Here is a 17,346-nt window from a genome sequence, read left to right as displayed (position 1 = left end):
ATGAAATTCGTTCCCAATCGTCGCAACAGTAACTCATAAAACGGAGAATGCATGAAACGCGGCTATCCGGCAATCAGATATGAAAGTGCTATGAATGGCAGAATATTGATATTTAATCCTATTTTCGTGCTCTTATAATTAAGTTGTTACAGCATGGCTTACTCTACAACTTACATGTGGGAGGATGAGCAATGAGAAGAGGAATGTCAGGAATGAAGTGTTTACCGCTTGTCAGCATTCTGTTGAGTCTGTTGATGGCAACGCAAGTCTTCGCAGCCAGCAGCAATGTTGTAAGCGGTTCCGGAGGAGCATCGCCACCGTCCTTTCGGAGCGCGGCAGCCGGTTCCGGCTATGACGGGCACTGGGCAGCCAACGCGTTGAACAGATGGGCCAATGCCGGGTATTTCAACATTTTGGCAAACTCCGTAACGAACCCGAACAAACCGATTACAAGGGCGGAATGGGCTGCGCTCATCGGCCAAATGTTCGGCTACAAGGCAACCGGTACAGCGAACTACAAAGACGTGACCGCTGATGATTGGTTCTACGAATCCGTCATGCTGGCCTCGTCGGCCAACATTCTCACCGGATTCAACGATTACTTCCGCCCCAACGATCCGGTAACCCGGGAAGAGGCGGCCGTATCCATTCTGAGAACGCTTGGACTTGCAAACGCTTCCTCCGACAAGGCGAAGTCCTATCCGGATTATCGCGACATGTCGAACTGGAGCAGGAACGCCATCGGCGTCAGCAAGGACAAGGGTCTCTTGAACGGCACGGCCGCGGGCGATTTCCAGCCGCGTCGATCCATGAGCATCGCGGAGGCGGTCACGCTGTTGGATCGGATTGCAGCCGTGATCGTGAATGAACCCGTCGGCGGCAAGAAAGGGGACACGCTCACCTACTCGCAGGACGTGACAGGAAATCTGTTCGTCAATGCCTCCAACGTCAAGCTGAGCCATATGAAAATCTCGGGCGATTTGTATATCGCGCAGAACAGCCCCGACGCGGAAATCCAATTGGAAGACGTGCAGGTGTCGGGCCACATTTACGTGACCGGCGCCGCCAATGTGGCCGTGGACGGAAATGTTTCCGAGAACCAGATGTACATTTACGACGCGGCGGGCCAGGTTTCGGTTCAAGGGCCCGAGCCGACGGCATACACGGCACAGTCTCCTTCCAACGTCAAATTCGTTCTGACCGAGGACGATACGTCCGATGATACGGCCGACGATACGACGGGGACGCCTGGGTCGGTCAATACGCCGCCGTCCACTTCGACGCCGCCGCCTACTCAGACGCCGGACGAGGATGACAAGTCCGTTCTGATTCATGTAACCAGCAGAATGCTCGACGGGGAAGATTACGCTGCGGACAAGAGCAAACTGTTCGACGAATACGACAAGGTATTGGCAGCGCCGCCGACTTCGGCTAATCCTTATATACCGCCGATCGATACCGCGGCATCGTCGAATGCGAATACGTGGCGGACTCCCGGCTCCAGCCAGTGGGTCGATGCGTCCGTAACGAATCTGAATTTGAATTTGCTGCGCGATTACAAATTGACCGAAATCTATCTCTATGACGGCGAGAAATACGCACCGTCGACTTATACGGCCGACGGCAGCAGTCCTTATGAAGTCATGGGCGGCACGATCGAAGTGTACGCCGGAGACAAGAAGATCATTTCCTATCCGCTCACCAACGAGGGCAAATGGGTGAAGTTCGATTTGGGCGAAGAAGGCGTCACGGCGAATACGCTCAGATTCCATAAGATTCCGATTAACGAGAAATATTCGTGGTGGGCCGGAAGCGGAGATCCGTATTCCAAGCAGTTCACGTGCGATGTGAACATCGTCGAAGCCGCAATGTACGGCGTTCCGCTCGGCGATGAGCCCCCGGCGGAAGAAGAGTGGCATCTGAGTCCTCAGGAAGGCGTGCAGCCTTTCGATTCGTCGAAGCTCAATTTTGGCAATTTCGTCGGAACCAACAGCTTCTTCGACGTAACGCAAAGCTCCAATCAAGCCATCGGTTTCGTCCGGGAGTACCATACTTGGAACTGGACCGAATATTCGGCCAACGGACAGCCGGCAGGCGGCCAGCTCAACAACTCGGCCACGTCCCCTAATCCCGTGGCGCAATACAACAACACCTGGGGAGTCTTCGACAGCTATTATCAATCGCTGAAGGATATGGGCGTCGGCGTCGACATTACCTTCCAAGGCGGCGTAGCCGATTCGGGCAGGGACAATCCGCGGCCGAACTGGCAAGGAGATCAGGATCCGAAGAAAGCCAGCTCCTACCTGGCACATGGCAAGAGCTTGTTCCAGCACGCGGCGCGCTACGGAAGTAATAAAGACCTCGATCCCGATCTCGTCAAGGTCGCACCCGGAACGGATAAGAAGATCGGCATGGGCTTGGTCGATTACTACGAGAACTGGAACGAGGAAGATTTGGCGGGTTATTTCACCGGCGCGCAATTCGCGGCGATGACCAGCGCCGATTATGACGGGCATATGGGAACAATGGGACCGGATGTCGGCATCAAGCAGGCGGACCCCAATGCGAAGCTCGTGCTGGGCGGACTGGCCGGTATCTTCTATAACGGCGAGTCGGCGGGGCAAGGGCAATCGACTCGGCAATTTTTCGAAGATATGATGAAGTGGTTCGACCAGAACCGGACGGAAGCTCAATGGAAGGCGGCGCATAACGGCTCTTTGGAAGGCTATGTCCGTTATCCGTTCGATGTCATTAACGGCCATTATTATGCAGGCGAAGGCGTGCAGCATGCGGACGCCGAGAATCACCTGACGGGCATGTCCCCAGAAGAGGATCATATCTATGACCGCATGACCGACTTCGTGAAGCTGCGCGACGATTATTTGGCCGACAAGGAAATCTGGCTGTCCGAATTCGGATGGGATGTCGCCCAGGGAACGCAGTCCAGCGCGACGATCGAATACCAGAAGAACGGCGTAACCTACAATCCGGGGATCAATACGGGCCTCGATGCCGAAGAGGTTCAAGCACGCTGGATCGTCCGCGAGTATCTGATGCTGTCCGCGGCCGGAATCGACCGCGCCGAGCAATACATGATGCCCGATGCGGGTGCGGCCGGAAGCCGCGATACGCGATTCAATACGAGCGGATTGATTCGGGCCGACGGCGACAATACGCATCAGACGACGCAGAAGCGGCCGTCCTGGTATTATGTCGGCACGATGAAGAATTATCTGAACACGACCCGCTTCGATTCGATCGTCGAGAAGGGCGGGGAAAGCGGGCTGGATGGTCCATGGGTGCTTAAATTCAAGGAAACCGCCAGCGACGAAGGCGTTTACGCCTTGTGGCTGCCGACCTCGCTCGGCGACGAAGGCGGCGCCAACAAGCAGGATTATACGCTGAACATTCCGGAAGGCATGGGTCATGCTTACCTTGTGACGCTTGAAGACGGGGTGCAATGGGGCCAACAAACGGAGCTCAACATCGCGGACGGCAAAGTGACCGTTCCCGTCACCGAGAAACCGGTATTCGTCGTCGTGAGCCACGACGATTATTACAAGCCGATCCCGAAGGCGATTCATCCGGTTGCCGTCAATAAACTGACGCCAAGCAACTCCGAGCCTAAGCTGATGTTCGATATGCGTCTGGAGGAGCCGCAAAGCATGACGCAAGACCAAGCCAACGCAGCCGGCACCTACTGGGATCCAGGACAGGGCGATCGCTATGCCCTGATCGATCTCGGATCGGAATTCGATCTGAGCAGCGTTCAGCTGTTCGACGGCCCCGGTTCGCTGATCCATGGCAGAGTGGCTGCCGTCTATGCCGCGGACTCCATCGGAGACTGGTCGCCGAATTACGGCAACGAGACGGCGGCCAGCGTGAAGACGCAGCTTGCGAACGGCGATTGGAAGAATATTATGAATTACGGTTATTTGGGTTACCTCACCTGGGCAACCGGCAAGACAGACGTGAAGGCGCGGTATTTGATCGTCGGTTTCGAGGACGGTGTCAACGATACGCCGACCGCGCCCTATGAGACCGATTCCGTTCCGGTGCCGGAAATGATCGTAAACGGCGCTCTGGCGAAAGGGGCCGTGCCGCCCGTGCCGTTCGTCCGCACCTTCGGTCCGAAGCCTTCGGCAGCGGATGTCGACTTTTACCACGACAACGAATTCGACGGATTGACATCCGGCAAGCTGGACGCAAGCGAGGCGGCGGCCGAAGGCTTCTCCGTTTACGGCGCGAATGCGACGGTAGAGGATGGGAAGAACGGGAACGGCGAGACGGACGGGAAGGTGCTGAACGTTCAAGGCACGCTCCAAGCGCCGCAGTTTAGCTTTGCGCTTCCTGATCTGGCGAGCGGAAGCTACGATCCCGATGTCTGGTATACCATCGATTACAAGTTCAAGACGGAAGATCGCTTCTCCGTGCCCGCGCTGTACTTGACGGACAGGGCGGCGGGCTGGACGCCGCTCGTGACCCGTGAGGGAGATGCCGCGTTCAAGCCGATTTGGGGCGGCAGCGCTCAGGTGACTCACGTCGCCGCGGACGAATGGCATCGCATGCAGGCCAAGTTCAAAATCGATTCCGGCACTTCGAACTTGACCTACGAGATTTATTACGACGATGCGCTGCTGCAGCGAGCCGAGACCACGCTCACCGACGCGATCACGCATACGAAGCCGGTGATCACCATCGACGCCGGCGCAGGCCACAACGGCTCGGCCGATCTGGACGACGTATGGGTGTACCGGACGAAACCGACGAACAACCTTGTTTCCTTGGATTTCAACCGTGACGATAACGGACCGCTCGCCGGCGATAGCTACACGGTTGTAAACCCGGACAGTCATGCAACGATTATTCAACCCGCGGAAGGCGAACCGGGCTACGATAACGGCAATAAAGTGCTGATGGCCGACTCGGGCAAACCGATCTTCACGTTCGGCGACCCCGACCTGCTTGCGTACATTAAGAATCATGGCGAATTCGTCGTGGACTACAAGTTCCGCAAGGACAGCATGGACGCCGTGCCGAATTTAATGCTGCGCGACAGCAGTTGGCGCGTGTTCGGCCTGATGCGGGAGCACGAGTATGCGGGAGGACATGCGTATTTGCCTTATGTCGAAGACGACACGCTAAAGGATCATACGATTACGCCTACCGCGAACGAATGGCATCGTTTCGTGATGAAAGTTCACTATACGGACGACAATACGTTGGTATACTCGGCGTATATGGACGATATGGCGGTACCTGTAGTCGACTCGGCCGTCATTACGACGGCGAACGGGCTGGCGTCGCTTCCGCTGCTCAACATGGAGCTCGGTTCGGTTAGCGGCACGGGTTCGGTCTATCTGTCCGACGTATCGATCTACAAGGGAACCGACATTATGAATCCGTAACCTGAGAAATGCCATAGCAGGAGCCGGATGCCGCGTTGGAAGCGGCTTCCGGCCCAGAGCAACGGTCTTGCTTCACGGCCGGACAAATACCGTTCATCGAGAAACAACCGACGACTCTTGCGAGCCGTCGGTTGTTTGCTGTCTGGCAGACGAATTGCTGCGTACTCGGCTGCCGTTTAATTGAAGCAATGGGCGGAATCGTCCAATCAGATAAACCCTTGCGTAAATAAGATAGTACAGCTATTGCAGCGACAAGATTTTCTTGCCAAAGCTTGTTTATGAAAGGGGAGCATGCATCATTCGTAAATATACGACCGGACCTCTGAATAACCTGACGGAGAAAGATCAAACGGTATCCAAAGATATCGTTGTCAACTCGTTAAACCAGCATCAACGCGAGAATGCCAAAGTAAGAATCAAAGTGTATGCATTGAACGGCAAGAAGAAATTGATTCATAACGTTGCGTTTACCGTGAAACCGAACGCATCCTCGTATAATAGTTTTTTCGTGGGTAAGACAAAGCAGTACGAAGTCCAATTGATTACCAATCAAAGGAAGGTGCAATTCGCATCGTTCGGGATTAGTCCGAAAGATCGTTTTGTTGCGGCGCATCGCGTCATCAACAGCGAATTGACAAGACTTGCATAAGTGAATCCGCATGATTGCGGATTTTTTTTTGTCGGTTTATCGGTTGCAATCCTGCGAAGTACATAGACGAGCGTGCAGGATGGTACAAATACTTCGCGAATAAATAGAGATATCCTCAAGAGGAGGCTAGCGAAAATGTCATTCATCGCGGGAAAGCTCGTCACCGGGACGTTCGAGTACGACGGCGGCCGGCAAGTTACGGCGTATGTCCCTCCGGACCCGCCTCAGGCATTCGTGTTTGCCGGTGACGGTCAGTTGATTTCGCAGTGGGGCGGAGCGCTCGAGGAGGCCGGTACGCCGCCCACGATGATCATCGGCGTGCACCGGCAGACAGATGAAACGATGCGGCTTCATGAATATTCACCGGGCTTCAGCCCGGAACGGTTCGCAGCTCACGAGAAATTCTTCGTCGAGGACGTTTACCGCTGGGTCCAGTCACGTTTCGCAGTTGCGTTAACCGCCGATAACACTGCGGTGCTCGGTGTCTCCGCGGGTGGCGAGCTATCGCTTGCCATAGGCCTGCGGCATCCGGAAATTTTCGGTACGATCTTATGCGCCTCGCCGGGCGGAGGTTATCGGCCGCCTGAAAGGATGCCGCGATCGATTCCGCGCACGTATCTAGTCGCCGGTACGCTGGAGCCGTTCTTCCTCGAAAATGCGGCTCGATGGGCGGCTGCGCTGCGCGAGGCAGGTGCGGATGTGGAACTGATGGAGCGGGTCGCGTCACATGACGACGCGATGTGGCGAGCAGAGTTCCCGCTTATGGTGGCATGGGCGTTTGGGAGAACGCCGCAGATATAAGTCTGAGAATGGAAAAGGGGGAGAACGATGAAGGTTACCGTCGGCGTACAAGCTGTTATTTTAAAAGACGATAAGATTCTGATTATTGAAAAAAGGGATGATGACGGTGACGCGACTTACGTCCTCCCAGGCGGCAAGCAAGAGTTCGGTGAAACAATAGAGCAAGCGATTCATCGAGAAGTATTCGAAGAGGTCGGTATACCCATAAACGTTGAAGAACTATTGTTTCTTCGAGAATTTATAGGATCCAATCATGATAACGCCGAAGCGAATCATAACCTTCACATCGTCAGTCCGATTTTTTTATGCAGCATGCTGGCCGATACCGAACTTCCTCTAACGCCTCCGAATCCAGATCCGGACCAAATCGGAGCAGCCTGGATTACGGTTGATGAGTTGGAAAGCCTGCGGTTTTATCCCAAACAGCTAGTGCCCCGATTAATGGAACTGGCTAGAGGAAATAAGCCGAGATTCAGCTATGTTGGCGATTTGAACTAATGGAATTTCATGAAGCCGACGGAGAACGTTCGTTCATTCGTTGATACCATGCACAAGGAAGGCTCCGCCGCGGCGGAGCCTTCTGTTTCTGTGCGATTCATTTTTTGTGCGAATCATTAATTACTCCGATCAACCCGTATAGACGGAAGCCGGTCAATTGAACGCGGATAATACCCGGAGTTGCTGTTGGAATGTTCAGGCCTACCTGTCCGACAATGACAGGCGTATCCAATGGAAACGTATCAAACGAATCGAGCACGACGGTAATATTGCTCGACGTGCGTGCATCTATCAGTTGCCCCATCGAATGGCATGCTCCTTTTCTACTAATCTATGCAACCGTGCGCCGATGTAAGGCTTAATAAATGATTAACATTTATTATGTTGCACATATGACGACTTTTGTATAAGATCACTTATATAATGTTGCATATCGACTTACAAATACGCATAACCCAAAAGAGGTGATCGGGATCTATGTTTCAGGAAGAACGCATCACTATGATCATGGAACAATTGAACCGGAACAAGCGGATCGATATCAAGGACATATGCCAACAGTTCGACGTTTCCCGTGATACGGCGCGCCGGGACCTGTTAAAGATGGAAGAGATCGGACTCGTTCTTCGCACGCATGGGGGAGCGGTCCTGCCGCAGAAGCCGAAGGAGATATTCGAATACAAGGACCGGCTTGTCAAGGAATCCAGCGTGAAACGGGATATCGGACGACTGGCGGCATCGCTTGTGAACGATGGCGATTTCATCATGATGGATGCTTCGACGACCGTGCAGTTCGCGGCCGAGCATCTTGCGGCAGAACACGTCGTTTCGGTTACGAATTCGATCGATATCGCAGACGTATTGTCACGCAAGAAGGCGGTACGAACCTATCTATTGGGAGGAGAGTTGAATCTGCAGCATCGTTTCCTATTCGGGCAGGCAGCGATAGACAGTTTGGCTAATTATCAAGTCGACAAATTATTCCTTGGCGCATGCGGGATTACGTCGAATGGATTGTCATACCCGGATGTGGAAGACGGCGTGGTGAAACGCGAAATGATCAAGAAAGCGAAACAGGTGATCGTATTGGCAGACCATACGAAATTCGGCGATCAAATGTTCTACAGAATCGCAGGTCTGGACGCCATCGATCTGTTGATTACCGACCAGCAGCCAGCCCCCCCGTTCATGGAGAAGCTTGCGGAGCATCATGTTGAATTACTCGTAGTATCGGAGGATGAGCTCGATGATAAAACTGATTGTAAGTGACTTGGATGGGACGTTGCTGGATCATGGGAAGCGCATTAACGAACGGGATTTGCAGGCCCTCGCGAAAGCTTTCGACCATGGGTTGAACCTGTGCATCGCATCTGGGCGGATGAACTCGGAGATTCAAATTCTCTTGCGTCCTTTTGGAAATCGGTATTATACGGTCGGACAGAATGGGGCGACCATACATCTGCACGATCAGCGCTTGCTGGCATCGGCGGAGTTTGCTCCGGAGCTGTCGACGCTGCTGCTACAAGTCACCGGCCGAGATGAATACATTCATTTCATCCATTGCACGAATGATTCGTACTACGTGCGCGATTGGAATGAGGCCGTTTTGCCTTACGAAGCACGGATTATGACCGCGATCTCCGCCCATGCCGACTTGGAAGGAGCCATTGCGGCAGACCGCATGCGATGCAGCAAGCTATCTTACTTCGGAGAGCTGCATGAGCTGATTCAGCTGGAAGCGCAGTTCAACGATAAGTTCGCCGGTCAGATCGAAACCTTCATCAGCGATAAAGATTGCCTGGACGTGATGCCGTGCAACGTCTCCAAGGGGGACGCATTAAAGCTGCTCATCCAGGAGCTGGGGATCGCGCCGGACGAGATCGCATGCATCGGCGACTCGTTCAACGATCTATCGATGTTCGCCTTGACGCCCCACAGCTTCGCGATGAGCGAGAGCCGTGACGAGATCCGCAGCAGTGCGAGCGCAGTCGTTCATTCCGTTGCCGAAGCCATCGACCGCATTATTGCCTACAATTATATGTCCAGTACGAAATAGGAGCCGCGCCCCGACAGGCAGGAATAGCATGACAACTTTCCGTTATAATAGCTGGTAGTAAGAGTGCCATGAGGCATGTTTCTATGAAGGGGGACAACTGTCGTGGATACGCAGTTTCTAGATTTACTGGCCCAGCGGTACGATACGGAAGAGAAAGTCGTAACGGAAATCATCAACCTTGAAGCCATCTGCAATCTTCCCAAGGGCACCGAGCATTTCGTCAGCGATCTGCATGGGGAGTTCCAGGCTTTTCAACATGTGCTGAGAAACGGTTCAGGTACCGTGAAAGAGAAAATCAGAGCCTTATTCCGCGAGGTCTGGACGGATGAGGAAATCAATGACTTTACTGCATTGGTTTATTACCCGGAAGAAAAAATACAGCTGGTTAAAGAGGATCTGTGCAATAAACAAAACTTGAATCAATGGTACAGACAAACGATTGAACATCTGCTTACGCTCATTTCGTTTGCCTCCTCCAAGTATACGCGCGCGAAGTTGCGGAAAGCGCTGCCGGAGCAGTTTGTATATATTGTGGAAGAACTTCTGTACAAGACGGATTCGACCAACAATAAGGCCCCTTATTACGAGGAGATCTATCGGCAAATTATTTCCTTGGGCCAGGCGGACAAGCTCATTACCGGCCTTGCCTACACGACCCAGCGCCTTGTGGTTGACCATCTTCATGTAGTCGGAGATATCTACGACCGCGGTCCGGACCCCGATAAAATCATGGACACGCTGATCAACTACCATTCGGTAGACATCCAGTGGGGGAACCATGATGTCCTCTGGCTAGGCGCCTATGCGGGTTCCTTGGTCTGCCTCGCGAATATTATCCGGATTTGCGCCAGATACGACAATCTGAATATCATTGAAGATGTATATGGCATTAATCTTCGCCCGCTGTTGAACTTGGCGGAGAAATACTATACGGACAACCCTGCTTTCAGACCGAAGCTGCAGACCGACCATAACGGTTCGGAGCAGGAAATCCTGCAGATTACCAAAATTCATCAAGCCATCGCGATGATCCAGTTTAAGCTTGAAATCCCGATTATCAAGCGGCGCCCTTTCTTTAATATGTCTGCAAGGCTGTTGCTCGAACGGACCGATTTCGACCAATCAGTCATCGAGCTGGGCGGACAAACGTACCCGCTGGTAAACACGTGCTTCGCAACCGTTAATCCGCAGCAGCCCGAGCAATTGCTGGAGGAAGAACAACAGGTGATGGAGAAGCTGCTTTTCTCCGTTCAGCATTCCGAGAAGCTCGTCAGACATATGAATTTCATTATGAAAAAGGGCAGCCTTTATTTGAAATACAACGGAAATTTGCTGTTTCACGGCTGCATTCCCTTGGATGAACAAGGAAACATGCAAGAAATGCAGATCGTCGACAAAACGTATTCGGGCCGCCAGCTGCTCGATGTGTTTGAATACTACATACGGTACGCCTTCGCGCATCCTGAAGAGACGGATGATCTGGCAACGGATATGATATGGTACATCTGGACAGGGGAGTGTTCCTCGCTCTTCGGAAAAAGAGAAATGACCACCTTTGAACGGTATTTTATCCAAGACAAAGAAACCTACAAGGAAAGAAAGAACCCTTATTACCACTTGCGCGAGAACGAGGAGATCTGCCGGAAAATCCTGCTCGAATTCGACATGAATCCGGATCATGGCCATATCATTAACGGCCACACGCCGGTAAAAGAAATTCGCGGAGAGAGCCCCATTAAAGCAAACGGGAAAATGATTGTCATTGACGGCGGTTTCTCCAAAGCTTATCAATCCACGACGGGCATCGCCGGATATACCTTGCTGTACAATTCCTTTGGCATGCAGCTTGCTGCCCATCAGAAATTCAATTCGAAAGAAGATGTGTTATGCAACGGAACGGACGTATTGTCTGTAAAAAGGCTGGTGGACAAAGAATTGGAGCGAAAGCTGGTGAGGGAAACGAATGTCGGGGATAAGCTGCTGCAGAAAATCTCCAATCTGAAGAAGCTCCTCGAGGATCGCTACATGAAATGAAAAACGCTGCACCCCGATTGTTAGACACCGTCTATCGATCGGGGTGCAGTTCGTTTTCAAGGCCGATTGCCTTGCCTTTGCATGTTTCTTGCTGCCATTCGCCGGCCAAGGTTTATGCCGTAATACCGGACAACCATTGCCGCTTGTAGCACAACTATAATACGAATCGTCCCCATGGATGAAATACATAGTTTTCGGAGGGGCAATAGACGTGGTATATGCCCTGAATCATAGTTCACAGGTGTATGATAAGACCGGTATGAGCATCCACCCATAGACAGCATCTATGACGACTGTTAAATATGTTAATTACATCTATGCTCCGAATTGTATTATAGTGAAGGTACGAACTAGCAACTCGAGTTTTACAAGTTAAAGGAGACGATTTCCGTGACGATTAGATTCAATTATTCGAATGCACTGCCTTTTATGAACCAGCATGAAGTGGACAATTTGGCGCCGTTCGTTGCTGCGGCACATCAGATGCTTCACGAGAAGAAAGGCCCCGGCTCTGATTTCCTCGGATGGGTCGATCTGCCGCTGAACTACGACAAGGATGAATTCGGCAGAATCAAGTCGGCCGCCGAACGCATCCGCTCCAACTCTGACGCCTTGATCGTGATCGGCATCGGCGGGTCCTACCTGGGCGCCCGTTCCGCAATCGAAGCGTTGTCCCATACCTTCCACAACCAAATGAGCGGCAAGACGCAAGTATATTTTGCCGGCCAGAACATCAGCTCGACGTATCTAACGGACCTGCTTGAACTGCTTGAAGGCAAGGATATCTCGCTGAACGTTATTTCCAAATCGGGTACGACGACAGAACCTGCGATCGCCTTCCGCGTGCTGCGCGAATACATGGAGAACAAGTATGGAAAAGAAGAAGCCCGCAAACGCATCTTCGCAACGACCGATGCTACCAAAGGCGCTCTAAAGACGCTCGCCGACGAAGAAGGCTACGAAACATTCGTTATTCCGGACGATGTGGGCGGCCGTTATTCTGTTCTGACGGCGGTCGGCCTGCTTCCGATCGCGACGGCCGGGCTCGATATCGATCAGATGATGGCGGGTGCGGAAGCAGCGAGAATCAAATACAATCATCCGGATCTTGCGACCAACGAGAGCTACCAATACGCAGCAGTCCGCAATGCCTTGTACCGCAAAGGAAAATCCATCGAGCTGCTGGCGAACTTCGAGCCTTCCCTGCACTACGTATCCGAGTGGTGGAAGCAGCTGTTCGGAGAAAGCGAAGGCAAAGACCAGAAAGGCTTATATCCTGCTTCCGTCGATTTCTCGACCGATCTGCACTCGATGGGACAATACGTACAAGAAGGCCGCCGGGATCTAATCGAAACGGTGTTATCCGTCAAGAAACCTCGTGTGGAGCTTACGATTCAGAAGGACTCCGGCAATCTTGACGGTTTGAACTTCCTTGCCGGCATGACGATGGACGAGGTGAACCGGAATGCGGCCGAAGGCACTCGTCTGGCGCACGTCGATGGGGGAGTACCGAATTTGATCGTCGAGTTGGACGCGCTGAACGAATACGCATACGGCGAAATGGTGTATTTCTTCGAGAAAGCTTGCGGTATCAGCGGCTTACTGCTCGGCGTTAACCCGTTTGACCAGCCAGGCGTCGAGGCGTACAAGATCAACATGTTCGCGCTGCTCGGAAAACCGGGCTTCGAAGCGCATCGGGCAGAACTCGTCAGCCGCTTGGAACAGGGAACGGAACAGAACTAACGGAGTCCATGCGATGACCAAGCGATAAAAGGGGAATAGCGACAGCCAAAAGGCGTCTTAATCATTTCAGTGATTAAGACGCCTTTTTATTTTTATATAAGTCATCGGATAGACGTTTTTATTTTTTGCCGCGAAGAAGGGACAGGACTACGCCTGCGACACTCACTGCAAATAGCACAACAAAAGCAATACGATAGCTGGTAACGATGCGGCTCAGGTCATCGAACGATAGACGGGAAGCGGAGCCGACATAGATCACATCTTTCAGACGATCGGGAAGGAATATCTTCACGATCATCAACCCGACAGCGGTACTGAGTACTTGCCCCAGGCTGTTCAGCATGGACCTTAATCCGTTGGCGATTCCCCGGCGATTCTCCGGTACGCTTGCCATGATAGACGCCGTATTCGGTGTCATAAACAAGCCGCAGCCAAGTCCGACTAGAAACATTCCGAGACCCAAGACCACGTACGGAACATGCGGCGACATCGTAATGATAAGCATAAGAAGACCGATTGCCGAGGTAAATAACCCTGCCGTTGCTAGAAAACGAGCTTCGAATTTAGTTATTAACGCACCGGCAACGGGGGAAATGATCAACATGCCCAAGGTGACAGGCAATATTTTGAGCCCGGCCTGGGTTGCGCTTTCTTGGTATGCGGCTTGATAGTACAAAGCGATGAGCAGCGTAAGCGCGGTGACGGAGAAAAAGTTGATGAACGTCGCTATATTGGCGATTGTAAACTGTCGATTACGAAACAAGCTCAGATCGATCAAGGGCGACGAAACGCGTTTTTCTATGAGAATAAAGACAGGCATCAGTACGACAAACAATAGGAAGCCCAACAAAACCAGCCAATTGCCCCAACCCAAAGCGCTTCCTTCGGACAAGGAAATAATGAATCCGCCCAGACAGAGGCAGATCACGATTCCGCCCCATACGTCCGCCTTTCCACTGGCATCCCTATGTTCCGTCGAACGCAATACGAACATTCCCCAAAAGAGACCGATCAAACCAAAGGGCACATTGAACCAAAATACCCATCTCCAACCAAGCGCCGAAGCCATCACCCCTCCAAGAACAGGGCCCAATAATTGGGCAGCCGCCGCAACCAGCACATTGATGCCGAGTCCTTTTCCTAATGAATGCTTCGGAAATGCATCCGTAATCAATGCTGTCGTATTGGTGATCACCAAAGCTCCGCCTGCCGCTTGAATACACCGGAAGACAATAAGAATCCAGACATTCGGCGATAAGCCGATCAGCAGGCTGGAAATCGTGAACGTTGCCATGCCGATCATGTATAGCTTCTTACGGCCATAAATATCCGATAATTGTCCGAAGACGAGTATTAATATCGTATTGACAATCAAATAGGATAACACGATCCAGTCTGCGAAACTTGCACCGACATGAAAATGCCGGCTTACAACAGGCAATGCTACGTTTAACGTCCCGACATTTAGAAGCACTAATAGAACACCTAAGCTCGTAACGGAGAGCACGAACCAAGGATATAAATGGTCTGCTTTCCCAGAAGAATGCAACAACCATCACTCCTTCTCCAATCGACATCATGATGCAATAACGGCTAATGTATATCACTGTGACCCGAGCGGTCATAATAGTGAACTGCGAGTCCAATCACGAGTTTTCATTATACGCCCGGACAAAGAAATGTCAAGCGAGTTCAATTATTGACTAATAGGTCACAGGATGCCAATATGATTCATAACGAAAGCTCTATGAACGAGGAGGGATAGCCGTGAATATCAAGGAACATATTATGAAAACAGCGTTAAACCTCTTTTCTAAAAACGGATATAACGCAACGTCCATGCAAGAAATCGCAGAGCAATGCGGGATTGCCAAGGGAAGCATTTACAAGTTTTTCTTATCGAAAGAGGATTTGTTTATCGGGATCTTCGATATGTGTTATCAGGAGCTGTTTGAACAAGCGGAACGCTTCGTTGCAGATCAAGGACGATCGCCAAGAGAGCATTTTATCCAGCTTGTCGAGTTCCAAATCCAATATTTCATTAAAAACGAGTTCATCATGATGGACTTTACGCATAGAGAATTGCCGATTCAGAGGAGCGACAAATTCGAGGAAGTCAGGAATAGAAACCGGATCAAAAAGATGAACTGGCACAAAGAGTTGATCGTTGCTGCCTACGGAACGGAAATCGAACCGTATGTGTGGGATTTAATCGTAATCTTCAGGGGCTTTCTTACCCAATACTTGTACTACATCATTTATGAGAACAGGCCGCTATCCATAAATAAAGTCTCCCTGTTTATCGTGGAGCGTCTGAGTGCCATCGTTCAAGATTTGCTCCATGATCGGCCGGACCCGCTTTTGGACAAGTCGATTTTACGCACTTCGGATGACCTTTCCTTAACCGCAGATAACCATGCGAAGTCGATACGCGAGTCATTAAATGCCATTGCACGTGCAATAAACGACCTAAAAACGTCGGATACCGTTCGTCATGAACTTAATGACACCTTGAAATTATTAACCGATGAAATTTGGCTAAAAGAACCCAGGGAGTTTTTGATTCACGCGCTTATGGGACACCTGGCACGAAATAACGAAATTCAAGGTTACCTGAAGCAATTAGAGTTTATCCTCATCCAAACTGCTGCTGATCACGCATAATTCTGATCGCATTATAAAGGCCAAGCTCCTGTCCTCGGACAGGTGCTTGGCCTTTCGTAATTACGCGGTCAACGCGGCGAATTGATGCTGGACGTCACCCTGAACAAGTCCGCCATGGAAGCAAATGACGTTCTCGATGTCAAAATCGGCAAATTTCCGCAGCGAACGAAGCGCTTCCGGCAGATCCGGCGTAAACGCTCGATTCGGACTTTTCATTACGCCGTTCTCGGCAATCGTCGAATCGCCGGCGCACTTGCTCCGGCAGAGACTGTAGAAGTCCGGCCATATTCTCCTTCGGCAATTTGAGCAAGGGCTCCTTACCGTCGATTGCGTCCCGATCGGCTTCATGGGCGAATACGTTCAACGACTCTCCTTCAGTTGCGAGAAATTGCGGCAGGCCGCCAATGTGGTCGATGTCCTGATGGGTCGGTACGATCGTCTTCAGCGGCAAATTGCCCGGATTGCAAGAAAGAAGTTGGGGCGCCTGTAGACGCTTTATTTGATGTATTATCTGACTATCTATTTTCTGGTACAATATGGGTGTTGTTCAGTGGTGGTGAATGCTTTGTTTGTTGCTGAAGATAACCGAGATCAATTGGTATGCCTGATTGCCATGTTCTTGTTAGATATCGAGCAGGATCTAAGAAACCACACTATTATCACTTCAGGAAAACGTGTGAAAACCGTTGCTGGATTCAGCATTTCATCCATTCGAATGAGGAACCTAGAACGTGTAAAAAAGTTTAAGATGACTGCGAATAAATCGTAGGAGGTTCTATTATGCTTAATGTATATTTTATAGGCGGATCGCCATGCAGCGGAAAAAGTACTGTAGCCGAAACTATAGCAAAACATTATAATTTCCATTATTTCAAAGTAGATGATTTTCTGGATAAGTATACGGCAAGAGGGGCAAAGCAGAACAAACCTAATTGTATCAAGCAAACACAAATGACACCGGAACAGATTTGGATGAGGAATCCAGAAGAACAAAACGCAGAAGAATTACAATTTTATGAAGAAGTATTTGAATTTTTATTCCAAGATATCCAGGCTATTTCTTCGGAAAATAAAATTATAACCGAAGGGGCAGCATTACTTCCGAGGTTAATGAAACAGACAGGGATTAAGCAGAAACACTATGTTAGTATTACACCGACGAAAAAATTTCAAATCACGCATTATAAAGAGAGACCATGGGTTTATAACGCACTTGAAGGTTGCAGTGACAAAGAACAAGCATTTAAGAATTGGATGGACAGAGATATATTATTTGCGAATGAAATAAGACAACAATGCGTAGAGACCGGATATACGTCATTCGTAAATGATGGAACGATTCTTATTGATGATTTAGTAAAAAGAGTATGTTTGAGCTTTGGTCTATAGATATATCATCGGTAGGGAAGACGATTAAACGTGACGCATGCCAGGATGTGGAAGAAGAGACCCGGACCGCCTCAGGGACATGCGATGAATGTACATCTAGGGAT

General features: G+C 50.9%; 13 protein-coding genes and 1 pseudogene. 10 read left to right on the top strand and 4 right to left on the bottom strand.

What is annotated here, in order from left to right:
- Window positions 1–212: 212 nt before the first annotated feature.
- From GZH47_RS00795 to GZH47_RS00780, 4 genes are all read left to right on the top strand, one after another.
- Window positions 213–5,408 carry an S-layer homology domain-containing protein gene (locus GZH47_RS00795; protein ID WP_162638083.1) on the top strand — a complete coding sequence of 1,732 codons (5,196 nt, stop codon included), beginning with the start codon at window positions 213–215 and terminating at the stop codon, window positions 5,406–5,408.
- Window positions 5,409–5,670: 262 nt separating this feature from the next.
- Window positions 5,671–6,057 carry a hypothetical protein gene (locus GZH47_RS00790; protein WP_162638082.1) on the top strand — a complete coding sequence of 129 codons (387 nt, stop codon included), beginning with the start codon at window positions 5,671–5,673 and terminating at the stop codon, window positions 6,055–6,057.
- 135 nt (window positions 6,058–6,192) lie between these two features.
- On the top strand, window positions 6,193–6,858 hold the full coding sequence (locus GZH47_RS00785; protein ID WP_162638081.1) for an alpha/beta hydrolase: 666 nt from the start codon (window positions 6,193–6,195) through the stop codon (window positions 6,856–6,858).
- A 27-nt stretch (window positions 6,859–6,885) separates the two neighbouring features.
- Window positions 6,886–7,356 carry an NUDIX domain-containing protein gene (locus GZH47_RS00780; protein WP_162638080.1) on the top strand — a complete coding sequence of 157 codons (471 nt, stop codon included), beginning with the start codon at window positions 6,886–6,888 and terminating at the stop codon, window positions 7,354–7,356.
- Between the two features lie 97 nt (window positions 7,357–7,453).
- Here GZH47_RS00780 and GZH47_RS00775 read toward each other — a convergent pair whose 3' ends face one another.
- Window positions 7,454–7,660: a hypothetical protein gene (locus GZH47_RS00775; RefSeq protein ID WP_162638079.1), complete on the bottom strand. Its 207-nt coding sequence runs from the start codon at window positions 7,658–7,660 to the stop codon at window positions 7,454–7,456.
- A gap of 173 nt (window positions 7,661–7,833) precedes the next feature.
- Between GZH47_RS00775 and GZH47_RS00770 the strand changes: the two genes are divergently transcribed.
- The 4 genes from GZH47_RS00770 to GZH47_RS00755 all read left to right on the top strand — a co-directional run bounded on the left by GZH47_RS00770 (window position 7,834) and on the right by GZH47_RS00755 (window position 13,189).
- Entirely contained in the window at window positions 7,834–8,625 is a 792-nt protein-coding gene (locus GZH47_RS00770; protein ID WP_162638078.1) for a DeoR/GlpR family DNA-binding transcription regulator, read from the top strand.
- Entirely contained in the window at window positions 8,603–9,412 is an 810-nt protein-coding gene (locus tag GZH47_RS00765) for a Cof-type HAD-IIB family hydrolase (RefSeq protein WP_162638077.1), read from the top strand. Before GZH47_RS00770 ends, GZH47_RS00765 begins: the two co-directional genes overlap by 23 nt.
- A gap of 102 nt (window positions 9,413–9,514) precedes the next feature.
- Window positions 9,515–11,446: a fructose-1,6-bisphosphatase gene (locus tag GZH47_RS00760; RefSeq protein ID WP_162638076.1), complete on the top strand. Its 1,932-nt coding sequence runs from the start codon at window positions 9,515–9,517 to the stop codon at window positions 11,444–11,446.
- 390 nt (window positions 11,447–11,836) lie between these two features.
- Window positions 11,837–13,189 carry a glucose-6-phosphate isomerase gene (locus GZH47_RS00755; protein WP_192043570.1) on the top strand — a complete coding sequence of 451 codons (1,353 nt, stop codon included), beginning with the start codon at window positions 11,837–11,839 and terminating at the stop codon, window positions 13,187–13,189.
- Between the two features lie 118 nt (window positions 13,190–13,307).
- Here the strand turns inward: GZH47_RS00755 and GZH47_RS00750 are convergent, their stop codons facing one another.
- Window positions 13,308–14,738 carry an MFS transporter gene (locus GZH47_RS00750; protein WP_162645004.1) on the bottom strand — a complete coding sequence of 477 codons (1,431 nt, stop codon included), beginning with the start codon at window positions 14,736–14,738 and terminating at the stop codon, window positions 13,308–13,310.
- A gap of 218 nt (window positions 14,739–14,956) precedes the next feature.
- Here GZH47_RS00750 and GZH47_RS00745 point away from each other — a divergent pair, with 218 nt between their 5' ends.
- Window positions 14,957–15,853, top strand: coding sequence for a TetR/AcrR family transcriptional regulator (locus tag GZH47_RS00745; protein ID WP_162638075.1), 897 nt, complete (start codon window positions 14,957–14,959; stop codon window positions 15,851–15,853).
- Window positions 15,854–15,913: 60 nt separating this feature from the next.
- On the opposite strand, the gene GZH47_RS00740 is transcribed toward GZH47_RS00745, so the two are convergent.
- Both GZH47_RS00740 and GZH47_RS34555 read right to left on the bottom strand, forming a co-directional pair.
- A complete protein-coding gene (locus tag GZH47_RS00740) occupies window positions 15,914–16,069 on the bottom strand; it encodes a hypothetical protein (protein WP_162638074.1) in 156 nt (51 codons plus the stop codon).
- Window positions 16,070–16,238: 169 nt separating this feature from the next.
- Window positions 16,239–16,304: pseudogene (locus GZH47_RS34555) on the bottom strand (MBL fold metallo-hydrolase); the annotation flags it as partial.
- Window positions 16,305–16,633: 329 nt separating this feature from the next.
- Here GZH47_RS34555 and GZH47_RS00735 point away from each other — a divergent pair.
- Window positions 16,634–17,242 carry a nucleoside/nucleotide kinase family protein gene (locus GZH47_RS00735; RefSeq protein WP_162638073.1) on the top strand — a complete coding sequence of 203 codons (609 nt, stop codon included), beginning with the start codon at window positions 16,634–16,636 and terminating at the stop codon, window positions 17,240–17,242.
- The last annotated feature ends 104 nt before the right edge of the window (window positions 17,243–17,346 follow it).

This window comes from Paenibacillus rhizovicinus (assembly GCF_010365285.1).
GTDB classification, from domain to species: domain Bacteria; phylum Bacillota; class Bacilli; order Paenibacillales; family Paenibacillaceae; genus Paenibacillus_Z; species Paenibacillus_Z rhizovicinus.
The sequence above is the reverse complement of the archived record's forward strand: the minus strand, read 5'-3'. Positions and strand labels throughout refer to the sequence as shown.